18 protein-coding genes and 2 pseudogenes are annotated in these 21,449 nt (G+C 50.4%); 9 read left to right on the top strand and 11 right to left on the bottom strand.

Translation table 11 applies throughout. The annotated features are described in order from the left end of the window. Positions 1-61 precede the first annotated feature (61 nt). The 3 genes from KKH67_06215 (at position 62) to KKH67_06225 (ending at position 3,218) form a co-directional block, all read left to right on the top strand. The gene (locus tag KKH67_06215; protein ID MBU1318779.1) at positions 62-1,810 is read left to right on the top strand and encodes a response regulator; all 1,749 of its coding nucleotides are present in this window, start codon (positions 62-64) and stop codon (positions 1,808-1,810) included. Positions 1,811-1,825: 15 nt separating this feature from the next. Continuing rightward, entirely contained in the window at positions 1,826-2,218 is a 393-nt protein-coding gene (locus KKH67_06220; protein ID MBU1318780.1) for a response regulator, read from the top strand. Positions 2,219-2,348: 130 nt separating this feature from the next. Next, positions 2,349-3,218 carry a GNAT family N-acetyltransferase gene (locus KKH67_06225; protein MBU1318781.1) on the top strand — a complete coding sequence of 290 codons (870 nt, stop codon included), beginning with the start codon at positions 2,349-2,351 and terminating at the stop codon, positions 3,216-3,218. A gap of 175 nt (positions 3,219-3,393) precedes the next feature. Here the strand turns inward: KKH67_06225 and KKH67_06230 are convergent. The 3 genes and pseudogenes from KKH67_06230 to KKH67_06240 form a co-directional block, all read right to left on the bottom strand. Then, positions 3,394-3,474, bottom strand: a pseudogene (locus KKH67_06230) (alkyl hydroperoxide reductase). A gap of 180 nt (positions 3,475-3,654) precedes the next feature. Further along, positions 3,655-5,103, bottom strand: a complete 1,449-nt coding sequence (locus tag KKH67_06235; protein ID MBU1318782.1) for a catalase — start codon at positions 5,101-5,103, stop codon at positions 3,655-3,657. A gap of 108 nt (positions 5,104-5,211) precedes the next feature. Further along, a complete protein-coding gene (locus tag KKH67_06240; protein ID MBU1318783.1) occupies positions 5,212-5,643 on the bottom strand; it encodes a transcriptional repressor in 432 nt (143 codons plus the stop codon). 334 nt (positions 5,644-5,977) lie between these two features. Between KKH67_06240 and KKH67_06245 the strand changes: the two genes are divergently transcribed. The 6 genes from KKH67_06245 to KKH67_06270 all read left to right on the top strand — a co-directional run bounded on the left by KKH67_06245 (position 5,978) and on the right by KKH67_06270 (position 12,940). Then, entirely contained in the window at positions 5,978-7,186 is a 1,209-nt protein-coding gene (locus KKH67_06245) for a response regulator (GenBank protein MBU1318784.1), read from the top strand. Between the two features lie 56 nt (positions 7,187-7,242). After that, positions 7,243-8,949 carry an ATP-binding protein gene (locus KKH67_06250; protein MBU1318785.1) on the top strand — a complete coding sequence of 569 codons (1,707 nt, stop codon included), beginning with the start codon at positions 7,243-7,245 and terminating at the stop codon, positions 8,947-8,949. Between the two features lie 20 nt (positions 8,950-8,969). Next, positions 8,970-9,335, top strand: a complete 366-nt coding sequence (locus KKH67_06255) for a response regulator (protein MBU1318786.1) — start codon at positions 8,970-8,972, stop codon at positions 9,333-9,335. Continuing rightward, positions 9,325-10,002, top strand: coding sequence for a hypothetical protein (locus tag KKH67_06260; protein ID MBU1318787.1), 678 nt, complete (start codon positions 9,325-9,327; stop codon positions 10,000-10,002). The genes KKH67_06255 and KKH67_06260 overlap by 11 nt, the downstream gene beginning before the upstream one ends. 69 nt (positions 10,003-10,071) lie before the next feature. After that, on the top strand, positions 10,072-10,503 hold the full coding sequence (locus KKH67_06265; protein ID MBU1318788.1) for a response regulator: 432 nt from the start codon (positions 10,072-10,074) through the stop codon (positions 10,501-10,503). Positions 10,504-10,693: 190 nt separating this feature from the next. Next, positions 10,694-12,940 carry an STAS domain-containing protein gene (locus tag KKH67_06270; GenBank protein ID MBU1318789.1) on the top strand — a complete coding sequence of 749 codons (2,247 nt, stop codon included), beginning with the start codon at positions 10,694-10,696 and terminating at the stop codon, positions 12,938-12,940. Positions 12,941-13,022: 82 nt separating this feature from the next. On the opposite strand, the gene KKH67_06275 is transcribed toward KKH67_06270, so the two are convergent. From KKH67_06275 to KKH67_06310, 8 genes and pseudogenes are all read right to left on the bottom strand, one after another. Continuing rightward, the gene (locus tag KKH67_06275) at positions 13,023-13,733 is read right to left on the bottom strand and encodes a protein kinase (GenBank protein ID MBU1318790.1); all 711 of its coding nucleotides are present in this window, start codon (positions 13,731-13,733) and stop codon (positions 13,023-13,025) included. Beyond that, positions 13,730-14,692 (bottom strand): annotated as a pseudogene (locus tag KKH67_06280) (mechanosensitive ion channel family protein). Before KKH67_06280 ends, KKH67_06275 begins: the two are co-directional and overlap by 4 nt. Then, a complete protein-coding gene (gene corA / locus KKH67_06285; GenBank protein ID MBU1318791.1) occupies positions 14,683-15,765 on the bottom strand; it encodes a magnesium/cobalt transporter CorA in 1,083 nt (360 codons plus the stop codon). The pseudogene KKH67_06280 and the gene corA overlap by 10 nt, the downstream one beginning before the upstream one ends. Positions 15,766-16,164: 399 nt before the next feature. Beyond that, complete coding sequence (locus tag KKH67_06290; protein ID MBU1318792.1) at positions 16,165-17,529, bottom strand: alanine racemase; 1,365 nt, start codon at positions 17,527-17,529, stop codon at positions 16,165-16,167. Further along, a complete protein-coding gene (locus tag KKH67_06295) occupies positions 17,505-18,812 on the bottom strand; it encodes an ATP-grasp domain-containing protein (protein ID MBU1318793.1) in 1,308 nt (435 codons plus the stop codon). Before KKH67_06295 ends, KKH67_06290 begins: the two co-directional genes overlap by 25 nt. Next, positions 18,802-19,764, bottom strand: coding sequence for a GNAT family N-acetyltransferase (locus tag KKH67_06300; GenBank protein ID MBU1318794.1), 963 nt, complete (start codon positions 19,762-19,764; stop codon positions 18,802-18,804). The genes KKH67_06295 and KKH67_06300 overlap by 11 nt, the downstream gene beginning before the upstream one ends. A gap of 3 nt (positions 19,765-19,767) precedes the next feature. After that, complete coding sequence (locus KKH67_06305; protein ID MBU1318795.1) at positions 19,768-20,157, bottom strand: S-adenosylmethionine decarboxylase; 390 nt, start codon at positions 20,155-20,157, stop codon at positions 19,768-19,770. A 69-nt stretch (positions 20,158-20,226) separates the two neighbouring features. Next, complete coding sequence (locus tag KKH67_06310; GenBank protein ID MBU1318796.1) at positions 20,227-20,901, bottom strand: TetR/AcrR family transcriptional regulator; 675 nt, start codon at positions 20,899-20,901, stop codon at positions 20,227-20,229. Between the last annotated feature and the right edge of the window lie 548 nt (positions 20,902-21,449).

The raw sequence follows: 21,449 nt of genomic DNA on the forward strand, positions 1-21,449 counted from the left end.
TGCCAGGATTAAACTAAAGAGATTGTATCCTACATTATGTGGTTGACGGGACACTAGTTATGTGAGAAGCCTTTTCGAGACCGGAACACCGGACGAGGCTGTCGGTGCGCTGTGTGAAATTCCGGGAGAACGCAGCAATGGAGAGACTTTCACCATGGAGCTCTCGCTGGCTGAATATGGAAACGGAGGGAACCACTTCGTCGTAGGAGTGGCGAGGGATATCAGCCAGCACAAGCGAGCAGAGGGCGCTCTAATGGAAGCAAATCGCAAACTGCAAGAACTTGATGCTCTGAAATCGGAGTTTCTATCTACCGCTTCTCATGAACTTCGTACTCCCCTGACAATCATTGGGCAGTTCGCAGGAATCCTGCGCGACGGGATAGCCGGCCAATTGACTGGTGATCAACTGGAGTGTGTTAATACCATCCTTGGCAACACAGACCGTCTCGGAGCTTTGATAAATGACGTTCTCGATCTTCAGAAAATACGATCGGGTCGAATCCGGGTTTTTCGGAATCGTTGTGACATAGGCGAGCTTCTACACAACTGCGCCAGAGATTTTCAACCCGCGATTGCATTAAAATCTCAGAGTCTTGAGGTGGACCTGTCTCCCGAGCTGTCTCCCGTCCTGTGTGATAGGAACAAGATTACACAAGTGCTGGTAAATCTTATCGGCAATGCCACCAAGTACACGCCTTTGGGGGGACGAATCACGCTGCGAGCGCATTCAGAAGACGGATCCGTTAAAATATCGGTGTCCGACGATGGTCCCGGGATTCCTGAAGAGCATCGAGACCGAATTTTCGATCAATTCATACAGATCGAAGAACGGAATGGCCCAGGCTGCGGCGGCAGCGGTCTCGGTTTGACGATTGCTAAGAGCATCGTGGAGCTGCACGATGGTTCGATTGCTGTTGAAGGCGAACCCGGCAGTGGCACCACCTTCTGGTTTACGATTCCGATCTTCGATGAAAGAGAGGCTGTAAAGGCTCTGATCGCAGACAGGCTCCGGGGCTGCAGGGCGTCGAACCACGCACTCTCGATGGCAGTTGTCAAACTGCGAAGTGAGCACTCAAGCATTCAATCAGTTTCCACGCAAAGATTCGTTGAGTCGGAGCTATTGTTAGCTGCCAATATAGCTCGCAGCAGCATGAGGCGTGAAAATGATGCCATTTGTACTGTTTCATCAGACGGGCTGCTGGCGATCCTCTGCGAAACCGAGCGTGGAAGGGGCCAGGCTCTGATAGTAAGAGTGCTAATGTCCATACTTAATTCTCTGGAAACTGGAATCTCAGTATCGTTGACATCTCTGAAAATCGAACCCGACGTCGAAGACATTGCCTGGCTTGAGACTGCCATCTCAAATCTGCGACCGATCAATAGAAAGACCTTTGGCAAAAGCGTTCTGATAGTCGACGATGACCTTGAGGTTGTACAAACGGTGACAGACGCCATGACGCGATGTGGCATGACCCTCATCGTGGAATTGACGCAAGATAAATTGGGCGCGTGTGCCAAACTCTGTAAATTGGAACCGAACCTGGTAATCCTCGATATTGATCAGTCTGACAACAACAGAGGTGAAGTGATCAATTTGCTTAGGAACGACCATCCGGCTAAGTCTGCGCGAGTTCTGATAGTGGCCGATGACGAGAGTCACCTCACTGAGATGCTGGAATTAGGTGCTGATGACGGTCTGCGAAAGCCTTTTACGGCAAATCAGCTAATCGAAAAGACAGAATCGCTGCTCTTACGTCCGATTCAGATAGGGGTATCAACGAGAGAAATGACTGGCGAATGTATCACATAACACGAGGTAAAGATTATGAGTAAGGGTAAGATACTCGTAGTGGACGATGAACCTGAGCTTGTTAGAGCCGTCAGCATGCGTCTGCGTGCAGAAGGGTATGATGTTCTGACAGCTATGGATGGAATGCAGGCGACAAACGTGGCCATGCGAGAGACACTCGACCTGATTATCCTGGATATCGGCATGCCGGCTGGTGATGGTCATGTGGTCGCACGACGACTCCGTGAGTCTATCCGAACAAGCGCAATCCCGATTATTTTTCTTACTGCGAAGACGTCGGAACTGGACTTCAGTAGGGCATATGATGAAGGAGTTGACAAGTATATCACCAAGCCATATGATCCGCTGGAACTGATGTCGGCTGTCGACTCATTGATGCGCACCGGTGATCAGCGCCAGGTTACCTGACACGCATTGATCTTCCAGCGCCAGATGTCGATTGCAGATGTGGCGAGCAATGGTTACCATAGGGCATTGAATTGAACAGTCGACACGTCTGCAATTCGCCCTCGCGGGCGGTTCGAAGCTGGAGCGATCAATGGCCCTCACATTCAGAGAAGACTACTGGGACAGTCCCGAACTCAAGAAAGAGTTGATCAATTTCATAAATCAGATTCACAGACTCGACTTGACTCTCTGGGATGAGAAGGGCTACTGGGATCGCAAATACCGACCATTTTCTTTCTTCGAAGGCAATCGCATAGTCTCCAGTGTATGCATATATTCGATGGACATGACGATCGACGGAAAGCGGAGTCTTGTCGCTCAAGTCTCGGCAGTTGGGACCCTTCCCGAATATCGGCGCAAGGGGCTCAATCTCGAGTTGTCTAAGAGAGCCATGGAATGGGCTGAAGATAATCACGATTTCTTCTTTCTGTTCGCTGATGAAGAAGCATTTCCGTTCTACAAGAGATGCGGCTTTCGACAGGTCAATGAGCATAAGGCACGTCTCGCTCTGACAGGTATGACTGCTCGACCGGGGGCTGTCAAGCTTGATGTTTCCACAACAGACAATCTCGATATGATCTATCGCATAGCTTCCAATCGCGAACCTGTCTCCAATGTCCTGGGTGTAACCAACGAGAAACTGTTTATGTTCTGGTGCCTGTACTTTCTCAAAGACTTCATCTACTATATCGCCGATCTGGATATTCTGGTTCTGTATGAGCGCAAGAATGGAGTGCTGACAATATTCGATATTGTCGGTACGCACGTTCCCGTATTCTCGGAATTATATCCCTGCATTTGCGACGAAAGTGACAGCGCAGTCGAATTCATGTTCATGATGGACAAGCTTGGATTGGATGAGATTGAGTATGTGAAGGTTGAAGGCAACGGCACGCATCTCTACGGCAATTTTCCACTTGAGAACAGCAAATTTATCTTCCCCCTCACTGCTCACGCATAGCAGCTTTCTATATATCCACAAGAACCGCAGATGAGAATGAGGCCTTGCAGACTTTCTGAGAGCCAACATCCGCGCCGAATTCTGCTGAAGGCCACACAAAATGCGCTCATTTCTGAGCGCCTTCTGGTATAAAAGTCAGCTCTATGTGATTACGTTATTCAGGTTGCCACACTTTTCAGACATTTCCAACCAAATCGGGACCCGGCTTGAGAGTCGGTTGTCCCGGTTCCCATCCGGCCGGGCAGGCTTCAGAACCCTTCGGTGCAGTATCACCGATCACGGTTCCGGTCGGCATTGCACATCCAGCAGGTTCATCCGGCATAGCATACCTCCTCATTGACTTGCGCCACTAACATCCTGAATCAAGGATCGGATCTATGACTGATAACTAAATTCACGCTCAGATCAACCGGACCCTCAACTGATTATTATGAGGTTAATCGCGATCTCCTCCCAGCGCTGTTTTCACTCCCTTGGCATAGGCAGGATCAGCCTTCTCGAAATGCTTCAACTGCCGCTCAATGATCTTCTTAGGCACTCCGGCCATAGCGCCGGCAATAGCCTTGTGCAGGCGCTGACGCTCAGACTTCGGCATTAATCGATAGAGATTCCCGGCCTGAGTGTAGTCGTCATTTCCGTCCCGATGGTTGTATCTGTCCGCATCGCCCGAAATCTTCAGCGGCGGCTCCTTGAAACGAGAATCTTCGGTCGGGCCGGCAAAGCTGTTCGGTTCATAATTCACATCGCCTCTGTAATTGCCATCGAAGCGCATTTGACCATCGCGATAATACGTGTTTACCTCGATCCGGGGACGATTTACCGGAAGACTCTCATAATTTACGCCGAGGCGATAGCGATGGGCATCAGCATACGAGATGATCCGGAACTGGAGCATCTTGTCAGGGCTCTGTCCGATTCCCGGAACAACATTGGCAGGCGAAAACGCTGATTGCTCAACCTCTGCGAAGTAGTTCTCAGGATTGCGATTGAGTTCGAGTACGCCAACATCGATGAGCGGAAATTCACCGTGCGGCCACACTTTGGTTAGATCGAACGGATTATAGGAGGTCTCCTCTGCCTGCTTCTCAGTCATCACCTGAATCTTGAAATTCCATTTCGGGAAATCTTTCTTCTGAATAGCCTCGAACAGGTCTCTCTGATGACTCTCCCTGTCCTTGGCGATGATCGCATCCGACTCCTGGCCAGTCATGCACTCGATGCCTTGCGCGGTTTTGAAATGGAATTTAACCCAGAATCGCTCGTTATTGCTATTGATGAAACTGTATGTGTGGCTTCCGTACCCGTTTACGTGGCGGTAGCTGCGCGGAAGTCCCCTGTCGGAAAAGAGGATTGTAACCTGGTGCATGCTCTCAGGTGATTGCGACCAGAAGTCCCACTGCGCGGTGTTACTCCTCAAGTTGGACTTCGGATCCCTCTTCTGAGTATGGATGAAGTCAGGAAATTTGTACGGATCTCTGATGAAGAACACGGGGGTGTTATTCCCCACCAAATCCCAGTTTCCCTCATCGGTATAAAATTTCAGTGCAAATCCGCGCACATCACGTTCGGCATCCGCCGCTCCTCGCTCGCCGGCAACTGTCGAAAACCGCAGGAAGCACTCAGTCTTCTTCCCGACCTTCGAGAAAATGCTCGCTTTCGTGTACTTCGTTATATCCTTGGTGACAGTTAGGGTGCCGTAAGCACCCGAACCTTTGGCATGCACAACCCGCTCCGGTATTCGCTCCCGATTGAAATGCGCATGTTTCTCGAACAACTGCCAGTCCTGAACCAATAGCGGTCCGTGCGGCCCGGCTGTCATCGCATTCTGATTATCGCCGACAGGAATGCCGGCAGCAGTCGTCAATTGCTTCTTCTTCTTGACCATTATTACCTCCTTGTTTCATTAATCTACAGAACATACCAATCATAATCAAAGTTGCTGGAATAAGACCTGATCTATGTATGAATATGCCACAAACTCACGACAAAATAACTATCTCTTCTTCCTCAGCTTACCGCGCATGATAACCTGATATTCATGAACCTCGAATTCCCTGAGCTTTTCCTCTCCTGACACAGATATCGAATTCCAAGGGATATCATAGATGACACCCGTCTCCTCATCCATAAAATGGTGATGGCTCTCGATATTTGGATCGAATACAACCGTACCTTCCTTCAACAGTTGCGTTCTCAGAAGTCCTCTCTCTACCAGCAGATTGAGTGTGTTGTAGACCGTGGCTCGTGATACAGTCGGACACTTCTTTCTCGCAAACTTAAGCACATCGTCCGCGGAGGGATGGGCTTTGCTTTTCAGCACATACTCAACAACCGCGATCCTCTGCGGAGTCGGTTGAATATCACACTGGCGCAGTATCGAGATAGCTTTCTCCACAGGGATAAGATAATGTCTTATTTTAGACATTGTCAAGAGCTTTCTTCTACGGAGCCTCGGTATCAGTAAATCAAATATGTCTAACCCTCTGTAAGCTCCTCTCAAGCACTCACAGGAGCTGTGCTCCTGTGAGTGCTACAGGAAACAGCGCAGAGGCACAGGCACTGCGCTCACCATAATCGATCTTACCCCTTGCAAACAGCACTCTGCCACAACTGATGTCAGATAAAACATATCTGCTTTAATAGACCAAAGACACTCTCTCCCCTGCATTGTATTATAGCGAGCAATTCCCACTTGCCTTTATTAAGCCGACATATTAGTATGCTTACGCAAATGTAGAACTGAGCACACGGAAAGAATCATGGCAATCATAAGTATTGTAAGCGGATCCTACTGTAACGGAGACAGAATAACCGCAGAACTCTGCAAGCAACTCGGATACAGGCACGTCGATCGGGAGCTGCTGGAAGAGACTTCGCGGCGATACAACGTTAGCGCCGACAAATTGCATGCCATCCTGGCAGAATCGGGTGCCGCGGCAGGTCGTCAGGATCGAGGTCGCTACAAGCTGCTCGCATACATTGAAGCCACTCTGGGGGAGATGATACAGAATGACGAGTTGGTTATCGGCGGTTGTTTTGTCTATCTGGTGCCGAGCAATATCGCGCATGTCCTGAGGGTCTGCATAATCGCGGACCAGCATTATCGAGTCAGCCAAGCGGTGGCAGAAGACGGACTGTCAGATTCGGATGCGGTCAAGAGGATCAAAGAGTTTGATCAGATGCTATCCGGGTGTTCCGCCCTCTTTCACAACAAGCAGGCCTATGACAAGAGTCTGTTCGACATGGTTATTCCCGTGGACAAGCTTTCCCTCGACGAAGCTGTTCGGATGATAGCAGATCAGGCGCGATCTGATGCAATCAGGACAACCGATTGGTCCAAAGCAGCCGCGGCAGATTTCCTGCTTGGCTCTACTGTCAAAGTTGCCATGGCCGAGGATGGCCAGATGGTTGATGTCTTTGCCGAGAATGGTCATGTGGTCATCGGTATCAACCAGCAGGTCCTTCTCATGAAGCGCCTCGAGGAGAAACTGAAGCGAATCGCTTTGTCGGTTCCCGGAGTTACCGACGTTACGACCAAGCTCGGGACGAAATTCAGCACAACCGTAGTAAATCCATGGGAGGACATTGATGTCCCCCCCAAGATTCTACTCGTCGATGATGAAGTGGAGTTTGTCGAGACTTTGTCCGAGCGGTTGAAGACGCGGAACCTGGAATCAGCGATAGCCTACGATGGTGAGCAGGCATTGGAACGGATTGAAGTCGAGATTCCGGATGTGATAGTGCTCGATCTCAGAATGCCCGGGATTGACGGCATCGAAACACTCAGACGCATCAAGCGAACCAATCCTTCAATAGAAGTGATCATTCTGACGGGGCACGGCACTGACAATGAGAAGTCAGCGGCGGAGGAGCTCGGCGCATTCGCCTATCTGCGCAAACCAGTAAATGTTAACGATTTGGCGCAGATAATGAAGGAAGCATATGCACATCGTAAACGCGGGCAGTAGACGGAGCCTTAGATCTAAGTCATTCTTGAGCGCCTCGCAATTGGAGCAGCTATACTATGGCTGAACTGGAGCCTAAATCACTGCACACGCAGTCGTCGGCCACCCAGACGCGTCTTCCTCGATACCGCGCACTTCAACGCAATCTGATTCTGATTCCATTTCTTGCAGCTTTGATACCGCTCGTCATTATGGCAGGCATCAACTACAGACAGGACACGTCAGCCTATCGTGCTGAAAGCCGCTATACGATTTCACGGCTTCTCTCCAATGCTAAGCGAGGCCTGCAATTCGCAATTGAGGAACGCAGGGCGGTTCTATCGCTGATCGCCAGAGGACGCACCAGAGAAGAATTGAGCGACGAGGCGCGCTTGATGGCGATTCTCCGGGATCTTAGAGAGTCATTCGGCGATTTTGTAGATCTCGGCATTATCGACAGCGACGGGAATCAGGCATTTTACGCCGGACCATACGAACTGCAGGGAGCTAATTACAAAGAGCAATCGTGGTTTCACGAAGTATCGCTACGGGGTGTCTATGTGAGCGATGTGTTCATGGGATATCGAAATCTTCCTCACTTCGTTATCGCCATCGCACGTGAAGCCACTGAGAGCGACTTCTACATCCTGAGGGCGACGATCGATACCGAGTTGCTCATGCGGCAGATCTACGCGCTTGACCTCGATGAGAACTCCGATGCGTTCGTCGTCAACAGTCGCGGCATACTTCAGACAGTATCAGCTTTTTTCGGCAATGTACTCGACAGCCTCGATCTGACGATTCCTCCGCACGTCCGTGAGCGAGAATCAATCAGCGAATATTCGCAGACAGGTGGTTTGGAATTGGCCACCGGTTTTGCGTATGTTGAAGGCACTCCATTCGTACTCGTTGCAGCCACGCGCCGTCAGCCGGCGCTCCAACACTGGCTGTACCGTCGGTCCGATGTTATCTGGTTTCTGATGATCAGCGTCGCAGGCATTCTCGTCGCTGTCTCCCTGCGATCCAGGGGAATTGTGAATCATTTGCGTGAATCGGATGCCCGCCGCGCGAAGGTGTTCCACAACATCGAATACACGAACAAGATGGCAACCCTGGGACGGCTTGCTGCCGGTGTAGCACATGAAATCAACAATCCGCTCGCGATTATTAACGAGAAGGCAGGCCTGATAAAAGATATGGCAATGAACTATCCCGATTTCCCACACAAGGAAAAAATCCTGACTGTGGTCGATTCCATCGGGACATCGGTCGAGCGCTGCAGCAGAGTCACCCGTCGTCTTCTCGGTTTCGGCAGAAGGATGGAAGTCACCAAGGAACGTATTGATTTGGGGATACTCATTAAAGATGTCCTTGAATTTCAGAGGACTGAAGCCTCGCATCGCAGTATCACGATTGATGTCTTAGTCGATGACGATGTTCAGCACATAGAGAGTGATCGAGGTCAGTTGCAGCAGGTGTTCCTCAACATAATTAGCAATGCCTATGCTGCGGTTGAAGACGGCGGCAAGATAGATATCAGGATCAGCCAGCCGAACACAAATGAGGTTACGGTAACGATATCAGACGATGGCCACGGAATCGCTGAAGACGATCTGAAAAGCATCTTCGAGCCTTTCTTCTCGACCAAAGGAGAAGCCGGCACCGGCCTTGGGCTCTCTATCACTCGAGATATCATAGAGAAGCTCGGAGGTCTGATCGAGGTAGCGAGCGCCGTGGGACAGGGCACCAAAATTACCGTTAACTTGCCATTGGAAAAAGTTGTCTGAGGAGAGCCAACATGAGTAATATCAGAGTCCTGCTGGTAGATGATGAGGAGGAGTTGGTTTCTACTCTGGCAGAACGGTTGGAGTTCAGGGGGATTTCGGCTGCTTATGCGATCGACGGAAAATCCGCTCTTAAGATGCTCCGGGATACCGACTTCGACGTAATCGTTATCGACATGAAACTACCCGGTATGTCGGGAGATGACCTTCTGAATACAGTGAATCTGTCGTACCCCGGATTACCTGCATTGATGGTCACGGGGCACGGTTCGGTCGAGCAGGGTGAATACCGCAAGCCGGACGGTGCATACGATTTCCTGCTCAAGCCGGTAGACATCTCACTGCTGATTACGAAAATCAAAGAGGCAATTGCAGCTCATGAAAGCTGACAACGAAAGCGCGGACTCTGACGAGAAGGGCTGTTATCAAAGCCTTGCTTTCTGCGGGAAGATCACGGCTTCGGTTACGCATGAATTGAACAATGTGCTCGGTACTATTGATCAAGTGAATGGTCTCATCGAAGATTTGATCGAATTCGGGACTACAGATCCCGAGGCCCTTTCGGATAAGCTGCGACTGGTCTCCGACAAAATCACAAAGCAGATTGAACGAGGTTCTCGGCTTATCGATCGACTCAACGCGTTTGCCCACATGAGCGATCATGGCATCGGTGCATGTGATGTCAAAGTGCTTGTCGAGAATGTTACGGTGTTGGCTCAGAGGCTGACCGGACTGCGCAAAGTTGGATTGCAGGCTTCATTGCCGGATGACGATGTCACAATTGTCACGAGTCCTTTTCACTTCGCCCAGATGTATTTCGTTGTCATATGTCGAATACTCGACGTTGCAATGCCGGACACGGTGATTGAAGTCCGCCTATCAGAAGCTGATGAGTCTGCTCTTATTGAGGTCTCCGCTCAGAGTCAGGAGAATGATAAGAGGGTCTCTGAGGATATCGATATAAAGGTGCTGACCCGGCATCTCTCTGCAGAAATCGAAGAGTCGTGCACCGAAGGACATCTTGACATTAGACTCAGATTTCCGCAGAGGATATAGGATCAAGGTCTGTGAAATGGATAGATGCTGGTATGGATAATGTGAGTTATTTCTGGAGTAGATGACGTCATGCCAAAGACGCAAGTGTTGATTGTTGATGACGAGGAAGACTTCGCCAATGCACTGGCCGAAAGAATGACGAATCGTGGATTGACGGCCGACGTTGCATTCAGCGGGGACAGAGCACTGGAATTGGTCGAGTCTAAACCGTACGATGCGGTGGTCCTGGATCTTGCCATGCCGGGAATGGATGGCATAGAAACTCTCAAGCGAATGCTGGCCATCAATGCCGATCTTCAGGTTATCATTCTAACCGGCAGAGCAACCGTCACTCAGGGAGTGGAGGCGGTGAAGGAGGGAGCTTTCGAATTTCTCGAGAAGCCGGTGCGTATTGATACTCTGGTGGACAAGATCAATGTCGCAAAGTCTCGCAAGTCTACCCTCACCGAGGAGAGACTTAACGAGATGATTGACGAAATCACGAAGCGCAGGGGCTGGTGATTAGGCCTTGGGAACTCTAAGGTTTCCTTTGGTGCTCGTCCAGGGCAGAATTTATGTACGGATGTAGCTGCGTTTCAGATACAATGGGCATTCCCGGACAATGCTGACAAACCTATCAGAACTGGAAGTCATTCAAGTCATGACTGTGGCTCTTTAGATATAGACGGCAGGTACGGATTTGATGTTGAAGTTGATCAGCAGGATATTTCCCTTTCTCAGTTGGTTCGAAAACTACACAGGCGGTGACGCACGTCGGGATGTAATCGGCGGCATGACTGTCGCGCTTGTGCTGATCCCTCAATCGATGGCATACGCACAACTGGCGGGCCTGCCTGCCTACTATGGACTCTATGCCGCTTTCCTTCCGCCTGTTGTTGCAGCTCTCTTCGGGTCGAGCAGACAGCTCGCTACCGGCCCTGTGGCCGTCGTGTCGCTCATGACAGCGACCGCTCTCGAACCGCTTGCAACCGCCGGCAGCGAGTCATTCATAGCTTATGCTATCATGCTTGCGCTCTTTGTTGGGATATTCCAGTTCCTGCTCGGAGCATTCAAACTCGGTTTAGTAGTCAATTTTCTGTCGCATCCGGTCGTAAGCGGTTTCACAAATGCTGCCGCACTGATCATCGCGACCTCTCAATTATCGAAATTATTCGGAGTAACGGTGGACAGCGCGGAGCATCATTATGAGACGATCTACAATGTGTTCCGCGAAGCTCTGTTCTACACACACTGGCCCACACTCGCCCTGGCGGTTCTCGCTTTCGCGATCATGTACGTAATGCGGAGATTCGTGCCGCGTCTCCCGAATGTACTCGTCGCGGTACTGATCACAACATTAGTCTCATGGTCAACCGGGTTCGAGCATTCCGCTTCGATATCACTGGATCAGATCGCCTCGACTCGAGTCCGAAGTGTTCTGGATGAATTCAATGGCAGCACTTCCATGCTTGAGACAAAGACTGCGGAGCGCGTCGCGCGTCGCACAAAGCATGATGATCTTCTTCGATCAAGAGATGAGATAGACTTAGAGGTTCTCGACATTGAACATCAGATAGCAATCCTCGATGCAGAAATCGCACAGGCAAAAGGGCAAATCGCTGCTGAGCGCGGGTGGCTCAGACGGTGTCTTCTGGAGGAAAATACCGACTCGCTCGGGCGCACGATCTATCTGGAAAGGTCGGAAGAATCGTCTTCGCGCGGTGCTGATGGGAGCTGCTGGCGTTTCAGGATTAGTAATGGCCGACTAGATCTCAACAAGATTACCCTTGCAGGCGGCGGCGCGGTAGTCGGAACGATACCGCAGGGACTTCCCGACTTCAAGGCTCCCAGAATTGATTTCTCAGTGGCTTTCGATCTTCTCCCAATAGCCGTGGTCATCTCTCTGCTGGGATTCATGGAGGCGATATCGATTGCCAAAGCGATGGCTGCAAGAACCGGACAGAGACTCAATGCCAATCAGGAACTGATGGGACAAGGACTGGCAAATATAATAGGATCATTCAGCCAGAGTTATGCCGTCTCCGGATCATTCTCCAGGTCTGCCGTCAACATTCAGGCAGGCGCAGTAACAGGAGTATCCAATGCTGTCAGCAGTCTGGTCGTGGTGATTGTGCTGCTGTTCTTCACGCCGCTTCTCTATCATCTGCCGCAATCGGTGCTTGCAGCGATCATCATGATGGCGGTGGTCGGACTGATCAATGTAAAATCCTTTATCCACGCCTGGCGTGCTCAGAAGTACGATGGCGCCATCGGTGTCACGACATTCATCTTCACGCTGACATTCGCTCCTCATCTCGACCGGGGAATCATGGTTGGAGTGGTCCTGTCACTCCTGCTCTATCTGGTACGGAACATGAAACCGGCTATTGCAATGCTATCGTTGCATCCAGACGGCACATACAGGAATCGCAGACGGTTTGGCTTGAAACAGTGCCCATATGTGGCCGTCATCAGGTATGCCGGTTCGCTCATCTTCTCCAATGTCGACTATCTTGACAGCCAGGTGCTTGATGCCGTGCGCAGCATGCCCAAACTCAATCATGTGCTTATAGTAGGCAACGGAATGAATGAGATCGATGCTTCAGGTGTCGATGCCCTGTCGGTACTTATTGATCGACTGCATGGTCAGGGACTGCAGTTCTCGATCAGCGGTTTCAATGACAATGTTCTCGATGTGCTCAATAGAACCGGACTCGTTGCAAAAATCGGTGAGAACAATATCTACCGCAATGTCTCACGAGCGGTAGATGGTATATGGGAAAGGGCGCACGCCAATGTCGAAGAAGAAGACTGCCCTATCCGCGTGAGCCCGATGATACCGTTCGAGGTATCAGCCAAGACGAAACAAGCATTGATGAAGAAGTTCCTGTCCAAGCCGGACAACCAATCTTCGATTGATGCACACAACAAAGACAATAACACGCCCGAAAGCCTCTGATAGAGGCGAATGCTCTACTACTCACTCCGGGACAGGGTCGTAGAATCTGCATTTTCATACTGTGCAGTTGTGTGATGATTCGCTACCAGTTCAGGTTTTCCAGCGCGGATCGCAGATCGCCGGATGTCCTGAATCGTTCGCGGATAAGCGTGTGCTTTCTGCCAAGCACGATTTGACGAATCTCGGAGCCGGTCCTGGTATAGCCCGCCTTGTCCCCTATCATTTCGTACAGCAACGAGACAAGATCGTAGACATCAGCCTGAACCTTCTGTCTGGACGGCCTGCCGAGATCAAAGAAGTCGAGCAGATGGATCTCGAATCCGATGCCTTGCCTGTTGATCATGATGTTGTCCGAGTGGATGTCGCCGTGATACTCCCCCAATGCGTGAATCTGTTCTATACCGGATACCACGGCATACAACACATGAAGAGCTTCGAATGATGACAGCCTCTTCCCTCTCTGTTGTCCGAGAAACGTGGACAGCATTATGCCTTCGACGAAATCCGATATCATCACGTCGACCGACTTTCCACTCATCCGGACTGTATCTCTGTGGTGGTATTGGGTCACGATATCGCAGGACCTGAGTTTGAACATCTTCCGCGCATATCTGCGCAGGCTGCTGTCGCTGACCCGCGGCCGGTCATAGAAAATCTTGGCCGCTCGAGGAATACCGGTGCTGCGTTCTTCGATTTTGTAGACTTCCCCCTCCCAGCCATTGCCGAGGAATTCGACAACCTCATAGTTCTTACCCAAGATTCGACCGGGACTGAGGCGTGGAAGCGCCTTCATGATTCGCACCCCGATTCGCTCTCTGACTTGTCCTTTACCGAGACGTGAAGAGAGGGAGCCTTGCCTGCCTTGTCCTGGCCCATATATACAGTCCTGTGCGGGAATGGTATCTCAATATTACGTTCGTCGAATGCAGCCTTGAGGCGTCGAAAAAATTCCCGCTTCACTTTGAACTGTCTCGATGGCTGCACTTTGATGCGAGCTTTCACTACAAGGGCGGAATCGCCAAAATCATCAAGGCCCATTATGTCGATAGGCTCCAGAATCAACTTACTGAATTGTTCATCTTTCCTAAGCTTCTCAGCCACCAGTTCCATAACCTCGAAGATTTCGTCAAGGTCTTCGCGGTATGCAACGCCGATATGCATCAGGCAGTAAGAGTAGACCTTGCTCATGTTGGTAACAACACCTATCTGGCTGTTCGGTATGAAATGGACATTCCCATCGATATTGCGCAAGACTGTCTGCCTCAGATTGACTCTCTCCACCGTGCCCCATTTTCCGGCCACTTCCACGACATCTCCGACCCGAATCTCATCGTCAAGCATGATGAAGAATCCATTCGTGACATCTTGCACCAGATGCTGTGCGCCGAAGCCAACAGCAATGCCAATCACCCCGGCTGCTGCCAACAGAGGTCCCAGTTTAATGCCGAATTGATCGAGCAGCAGCATCGCAGCCATGAATAGAATCGAAATGCCGAGAATATACTTACACATAGCCCCCAAAGTCTCCGCCCGCTTATGTAACTCCCGGTCATCATGTCGACCCTTGTAGACTGAGATCATATGATTCATAATCACTCTGGTCATAATCAGTGAAATGATTGTGAGCAGCGTAATTATTGCGACACTTAGTCCTCGCTCACTCAGCCAGTTGACAGCATTCTGCCATATATCAGCCATATCATATCTCCCATGTCAATGAGTGACTATATTGCCCAGATGATCTACAGCCATTTCCTTTTTCTGAAATACATGACAAGTCCTCCTCCAACTGCGAGCGCAACCAGCCAGAATAGCAGGTAACCGTATTTCAGGCCAAGCTCCGGCATGTTAAAGGGACTGACCGATGTATCGAAGTTCATGCCATAAATCCCGGCCAGGAAACCGAGCGGAATGAAAATAGTGGCAATGATCGTCAGGACTTTCATGACTTCATTCATGCGATTGCTGATGCTTGACAGGTATATATCCAGAAGCCCCGATACCATATCGCGAAATGTCTCGACGGTATCGATGACCTGTACGACATGTTCGTATAAATCGCGAACGTACGGTTTCGTATAGTCATGAATCAACGACGATTCCGATCTTTCAAGACCGCCGACAACTTCCCGGAGAGGCCAGACGCGCCGCCTCATCCCAAGCAATTCCCTCTTCATCTCATGGATTGTCTCGATGTCCTCCCGCTTCGGGTTCGTGACAAGATCCTCTTCAAGAGCTTCGATTTTCTCTCCATCGTTTTCCAACACGATAAAATAGTGATCGATGACAGCATCCATCAGCGCGTATGCGAGATAATCCGTTCCGAGGAATCTGACTCTCGGGACAGTCTTTTCGATCCTCTTTCTCACATGATCAAAAACATCGCCTTCCCTTTCCTGAAACGATATCAGATAGTTGGCCCCGAATACAAGACTTACCTGCTCTGAGACAAGCTCTCCACTCTTGGTGTCATGGTACAACATCTTCAAAACAATGAAAATATGGTTGTCAGCTTCTTCAATCTTCGGGCGCTGCCCGGTGTTAGCGATATCCTCGAGAATCAGATCATGCAATCCGAAATGCTGGCCGAGCTTGGCGATCAGCTCAACATCGTGCAGGCCACATATGTCAATCCATGTAAAAGATGATGTGTCTTTATACTGAAAGCATTCCTCGATGGTCTTGAGCTCAAGCGTCTTGTGGTTCGTCTGGTCGTAGTCTATAACGCTGATCTTGACTGTCTCAATCTTCCTCTCGCCTATGTGGACTACGGACCCCGGCTTGAGGCCGATCTTCTTCGAGAATTTCTTTATGTGTTTGACCATGACTCACTCCTGAGCACGTGATGATTAGCCATCTACGAAAAATGACGGCCGGAGAGCTCAAATGCAAGTTAAAACCGATTAGGATCTCTGAATGAAGGGCAGATTTCTATCGAGCAGCAAGATCAACAGGAGATCGTCGGTGGAACAGAGCATGTGCTTGTCATTGAGAAAGGAATTGGACCGAGTGATGGAGACTGCAACCGCGATGCGTTTGAGGCGTATGTATGTCACCCGGTACTGCAGTCAGCATAACAATGCGCTCCCGCAGCTAAGCTAATCTGCGCAGAGAATAAGTCAACTTGAGTATCGAGGTTTAACCGCGCACATACACGTGCGATTCCTCGCCGGTAATTGGCTAAGGGAGGATTGGGGAGATTTTGTGAAATCAAACAGTCTTGCTTATTTCCTCTCCAACTTATATCCGTCTTCGATCTTATCCGCCCGGATAACCGTTTCTGAGTCGACGTTGACGACTTTGGGTAGCGGCTTGATGAATTTCTGTCTGAGGCTGTATGTGTAAGCTCCCTGTGTCGGAATCATCAAGACATCGCCTCGCTCAATTCCGTCGCCGAAGTAGGAGTATCCCCAGATGTCGTGAGGAGTGCAGAGAGAGCCATAGACTGCGCATTGCTTCTCTTCAAGCGATGGCCGGGTCAGATTGATGACGGGGAAGTAGTCGGTTTCGAATCTTTCCCATCCGATAGCATTTGTTCCGCCATCGGTAATCACAATATCGTCCGCTTTCTTATCTACAACGGTCAGCAGAATGTGCATTGTGTCATTGCAGAGCCACCTTCCCGGTTCGGTATAGATGGCGCACTGCACATGGGGGAAGATGTCTGCGCGCACAGAGCTTCCGATCTGGGCGGCGAATTCCTCAATCGGAGTGCTCGACAGCCTGTAATGACGATTATTAGAAGGCCATGCGTCGGAGTCGATCGCTTGCCTCAGATGTCCCTCGGGAGTGCCTGGTTCCTGCAACCACTCACCCTGGGCAGGCCAGTAGCCACCGCCGATGTCTATGAATTTGATACTCGACAAGTGCCGCTGATCAAGCTTGCTCAGGCAATCTCCGAGGCGCGACATGAAACTAACCTGTTTTTCGGGTGTCAGATTCCAACTTGTGTGAAATTGAAGTCCGGCGAATGCCACATGTTCACAGCCTTTCGCCCTGAGAATGTACTTCTTCAGTTCTGACAGGGGGATTCCGAATTTGCGCCAGAGTCCGTGCTCTTGTGAAGTGACACGAACGCCAGCGAGGATTCTCACGTTGGCTGCTGTGGCAACTCTGTTGAGCCGGTCGAGTTCACCGAAACTGTCAATGAGGACTGTGACGCGCTGCTGATATTTCACCGCAAGGCTGAGCTCTTCGTCGGTTTTGCCCGGGCCGCTGAATATTATACTATTGCTCCCGCAGGAAACCGCAAGCTCCAGTTCGCTGCCACTAGAAACATCAAGACCGAGTCCCGCAGTGAGGGCCGCCTGCACGACGCCGGGATAGTTGTTGCTTTTGACGGCATAGAAGAATCGGACATCGGGAAGCACTCCCCGGAATGCTGAAGTCAGTTGTTCGGCACGTTCGAGGAATCTCTCCTTCTCGAAGGCATACAGCGGCGAACCGTGCGACTTGCAGAGCGATAGAAACTCATCGCTTCTGCTCGTGAACTTCCTGACGAATGATTTGAGCTCGGTTGTTTGCAGTTCCGGAGTCCGCCTGGTGATAACTTCCGAGGCTTGCTTCAGGATGCTTTCGGTGTTTTCCATTGCTCTTCTTCCATTTTCACGGTTAGTTTGGCGGCTATTTCGCCGCATTCGCATGCCACGCTGTTGAGGCTTCGGGGCCTGAAAATCACATGTCCGAGAATACGAGAGTCGTAATCATCAGGCGGCAGGCAGACCCTGTGGCCTATGCCGTGCTTGAAGCCGCACTCCAATACCCTATTGTCCTGCAGGATCGAGTAATGGTCCAGTTCAGCGATAGTCCCGTTCCTGTCGGCGATTAATCTCAGGCCGACCAGAGGAGTCCATGTTGCCGAGTCAGGAAATGCTACCTGCTTGCCTTCGGCAAAATCAAGAGCGAATCCTATTATATCGAACCCTCCACTCGCAAGAAGAAGCTCCGGCAGACAGTCTCCACCGGGCCTCGGTGAGAGTTCAATCAGAACGACTTCACCGTCGCGGACGATGAAATCCAGCATGCAGATTGACCTGGCCAAGCCTGTTGCTTGAGCCGCAGTGTGCAACTGATCGAGAAACCCGGCGCAGTCAATTCCGCCGGGGATATCCGCAGGTATAACGTAACCTGTTGTTGTCCCGAAAATCTGATCCGGTGAAATAATTTTCCTTGCTATTCGAATGAGATGGATTGAGTCACCATCGATCACAAAATCACAACTGTATTCATCTCCACGTATGTACTCCTCGATCATGAATGCCCTTCGCGGTCCCGGCGATATCTGCTCCGGACTGGAATCAGAATACATACGTCTGTCGGAGTGTTCAGCGAGTCGCTCGCGCATAAGTGAGAATGCACTGCTGCAGTCGCTACTCTCATCGCATTTCAGAACCAGCTCGCTTCCGCTGCCGGTGAGAGGCTTGATTACAGATGGATAACCGGTTGATTCATGAAAATCGACTGCTTCAGATTCACTCGAAACAAGAGCTGCTCTGGGGCAGAGCAGACCGGCTTCATACCAAGCCTTGTGCGTTTCGTACTTGTTGCGGCAGACAGCCACAGCATGAGTCGACGGGTATGGCAGATCAAGCTTCTCCGCAAGGTATGCCGCAAGACTGAGAGATTCGCAATCAAAGCAAGCTATGCCTGATGCAATCATGCCATTTGCGGCGAGGTACGTCTTCAGCTCAACGAGAGCACCATCACGATCAGACAGATCGCTTTGCACCTCGTCGACGACGAATTGCTCCCTGCCGACCCAGTGCACGCTCGCAGAGTCGTTCAGGAAGATAGCCCGTTGCGGAAACCTGTGCCGGATAATCGACACATAGTCGGGAGTGGTCCCGACGACTACTATCCGCCTATCCGGCATAACCTACCTTTCGCGTTTCTGCACGTCTGCTGACCTGAATCGGAGCAGTACCGCATAGCGCATACAATGGGCGAGGACTCAGGTGGAACATCGGTTTCCATGAAAACTCGCCGCAGAGAAAGTCAACTTGCTCAAAGCGCTGCCGGCAGGCCCATTGCATGTGATGCATGTTGATGAGCTTTGCCACTCCGGGGTAGTCGGCATCGGTACCGCCGGCCACGAGAACATAGGCACCATTGAATATGCAACCGACATCCACGGCCGCCGGCTTCTCATCAATTACTACAGTCGTGATCCTCAGCCAGCCTCGTTCGTGAAGCAGGGCTACCATCTCCCGGAAGCTCTCCCTGAAGCGGATATCATGAAAGTAGGAGCGCTCTTCGAAGCGATTGAGATTCATGCTCATCAGCACATCGACATCAGACAGATTATCGTAACGGAATTGGGCACCCTTCGCTTCGAGATCGGAGATGGTCTGACTGATCCGCCGGAACGATTTGCTCGAGAACTGGCTATAGTAGTTCTCGATCTTGAAATCGTGCTGGGGCGGAAGAAACAGATACCCGACCTCATCGACATCCATCTGCCACTCATGCAGCGTATCTATGCTATTCAGGTAGCGAAGGTGATAACTTCCGGGACACCCCGCAAAGAGAGCTTCAAGAATGCTCTCATTCTCCGCATAGATCCTGTTCTGCTCAATCCATGTCTTCCCGTCCCAGGTCTCTCCGGGAAAGTATCCGTACGTCTGATCTTCCTCAATCCAACTAAGCGGAAGCAGGCCCCTGACTCGTCCATCCTCTTCCGCAGCAATGAAAAGCCGTTGCCTGTTGTAGTTCCGGTCAAAGCATTCCCGAACATCCCAGAAGTCCCAGATCGATGTCTGCGGCATCACGGCATTCCACAAGCGTTTGCAGTCGTCGTAACCGGAATAGGAGCGTATCTCTAACATGGGTTACTTCCTGAGATTCGTATGAGTGATGCAATAAGTTCCGCCGAAGAACTTCCTCGCGAATTCAGCTACTACATCTCTGTCGTACGCCTTGCAACTGAACACATCGAGATACGTCGTGTTCGTCTGATTTGCAAAATGAGCCGATATCAGAGAAGTCTCTATCAGCTGCACCATCGAGTATCCCGACACGCGCTCGTCCTCCCCGAAATGCACAACCAGAGTCTCACCGAACCGCTTCATTTGTATGAGATCGCAAAGCTCGGCTACGAACTGCTTGATCTTCTCAGCATCGCGGATGGTGTCGGGATTGCAATCATAGATATCTATGCTCGATGCAATTCCCCATACAGCCTGATCCACCGCCTCATTAACAAGGCATTTTGTTTTCACCTTTGTTCTCCCCTAATAGAACGTTGAAGGTTTTGGCAACTGAGTTGCCTATTCAATTGAAAAGGGTAATCAACTACTCTGATCGCTACCTGTAGCTACCATTGCCCGAGATGTCGTCTCCGTTATGAATCGGGCAAGGCCAGCTACCATCGCACCTCGCAAACCACGAAATGTTTCGTCTATATTCTCCTCTTCTGAAGAGATGGCAGCAAATGAATAGTATCCCGAGAGGAAACCGGCTATCGCGAAAGCGATTCTTCGGAGCGCCGGCTTGGGAACGCGATGCTGGATCGCGGAGCCAATTAGAGATTCTATTCGTTCCAGATATTCAAAAAAAGGTGTCTCTATTCCGGAATAACCTTCCTGCAACATCAGGTCAGCTCTGCCCTGATAGTAGAGCACGAAATCTTCCCAACGATTGCTGAAGAACAACATGTGAGCATCTATCAATGAATCAAGGAGTTCAGTAAGGTCCGTGATGCCGGTACACTTCCTGTCGATGGCTTCATCGAGTTCTCCAAGGGTGCTTTTTATCATCGCGCGCACAAGACGCTCCTTCGTGCCGAAGTGATAGTAGAACGTGCCTTTGCCGACATCAGCCCGCTCAGTGATATCATCAATTCGAGTCAAATCGAGACCCTTCTCAGCAAATATTGCACTGGCAGCATCAACCAGCTTCTGCCTGGTCTTGCTAACCCGTTTCTGCTGACGCGTTTGTCCCGATTTTGCGTCTTTCTTTACCATAAAACCGACCAATCCATCACTACCGACCGATCCCTTATAACCGACTGATTCATCATTTCCGACTATATCGTCAGTTTAGACACATAAGTCAAGCAAAATGTTCCGAATTCCTTGAATTATTTTTACAATGGAAATTTCTGATGTCGTTCCGTCCGAACAACATATGTGGATAACACTAACGTGCATACGAATTTACCACGTTAAGAATCTGGAGAGGCTGCTGTCAGTCGAATATTACCGTCAAGCGCAGCGATCGTACCGTAGCCACCTTCATCCAATCGATGGTCCGTGCATACTCGGGATCGCTCACTGTTCTGGTGTAGAATGAATTGAAGAGTGTCCTGAACACATCGGCACCCTCCTGGAAAAACGGCCTCCTCTCGGGATAGAGAAGCGCTATGGTAGTATGAGATATATTCAAAAGTTGTGGATAGAATAGAATGAGCGTATCCTCTTAATAGTAAACAAGAGAACTCGGGTTTATCCGAGCAGGAGGACACGCTCATGAGGAATAGTAATGTAAGTAATTTGGAAAGTCGAGTGGAAAA

The organism is Candidatus Zixiibacteriota bacterium (assembly GCA_018820315.1).
GTDB lineage: Bacteria > Zixibacteria > MSB-5A5 > JAABVY01 > JAHJOQ01 > JAHJOQ01.

Excerpts from the sequence above, each read along its gene's own strand:
- KKH67_06220 (MBU1318780.1), top strand. The coding sequence starts at position 1,826 with ATGAGTAAGGGTAAGATACTCGTAGTGGACGATGAACCTGAGCTTGTT.
- KKH67_06225 (MBU1318781.1), top strand. The coding sequence starts at position 2,349 with ATGGCCCTCACATTCAGAGAAGACTACTGGGACAGTCCCGAACTCAAG.
- KKH67_06235 (MBU1318782.1), bottom strand. The coding sequence starts at position 5,103 with ATGGTCAAGAAGAAGAAGCAATTGACGACTGCTGCCGGCATTCCTGTC.
- KKH67_06240 (MBU1318783.1), bottom strand. The coding sequence starts at position 5,643 with ATGTCTAAAATAAGACATTATCTTATCCCTGTGGAGAAAGCTATCTCG.
- KKH67_06245 (MBU1318784.1), top strand. The coding sequence starts at position 5,978 with ATGGCAATCATAAGTATTGTAAGCGGATCCTACTGTAACGGAGACAGA.
- KKH67_06250 (MBU1318785.1), top strand. The coding sequence starts at position 7,243 with ATGGCTGAACTGGAGCCTAAATCACTGCACACGCAGTCGTCGGCCACC.
- KKH67_06260 (MBU1318787.1), top strand. The coding sequence starts at position 9,325 with ATGAAAGCTGACAACGAAAGCGCGGACTCTGACGAGAAGGGCTGTTAT.
- KKH67_06265 (MBU1318788.1), top strand. The coding sequence starts at position 10,072 with ATGCCAAAGACGCAAGTGTTGATTGTTGATGACGAGGAAGACTTCGCC.
- KKH67_06275 (MBU1318790.1), bottom strand. The coding sequence starts at position 13,733 with ATGAAGGCGCTTCCACGCCTCAGTCCCGGTCGAATCTTGGGTAAGAAC.
- corA (MBU1318791.1), bottom strand. The coding sequence starts at position 15,765 with ATGGTCAAACACATAAAGAAATTCTCGAAGAAGATCGGCCTCAAGCCG.
- KKH67_06290 (MBU1318792.1), bottom strand. The coding sequence starts at position 17,529 with ATGGAAAACACCGAAAGCATCCTGAAGCAAGCCTCGGAAGTTATCACC.
- KKH67_06295 (MBU1318793.1), bottom strand. The coding sequence starts at position 18,812 with ATGCCGGATAGGCGGATAGTAGTCGTCGGGACCACTCCCGACTATGTG.
- KKH67_06300 (MBU1318794.1), bottom strand. The coding sequence starts at position 19,764 with ATGTTAGAGATACGCTCCTATTCCGGTTACGACGACTGCAAACGCTTG.
- KKH67_06310 (MBU1318796.1), bottom strand. The coding sequence starts at position 20,901 with ATGGTAAAGAAAGACGCAAAATCGGGACAAACGCGTCAGCAGAAACGG.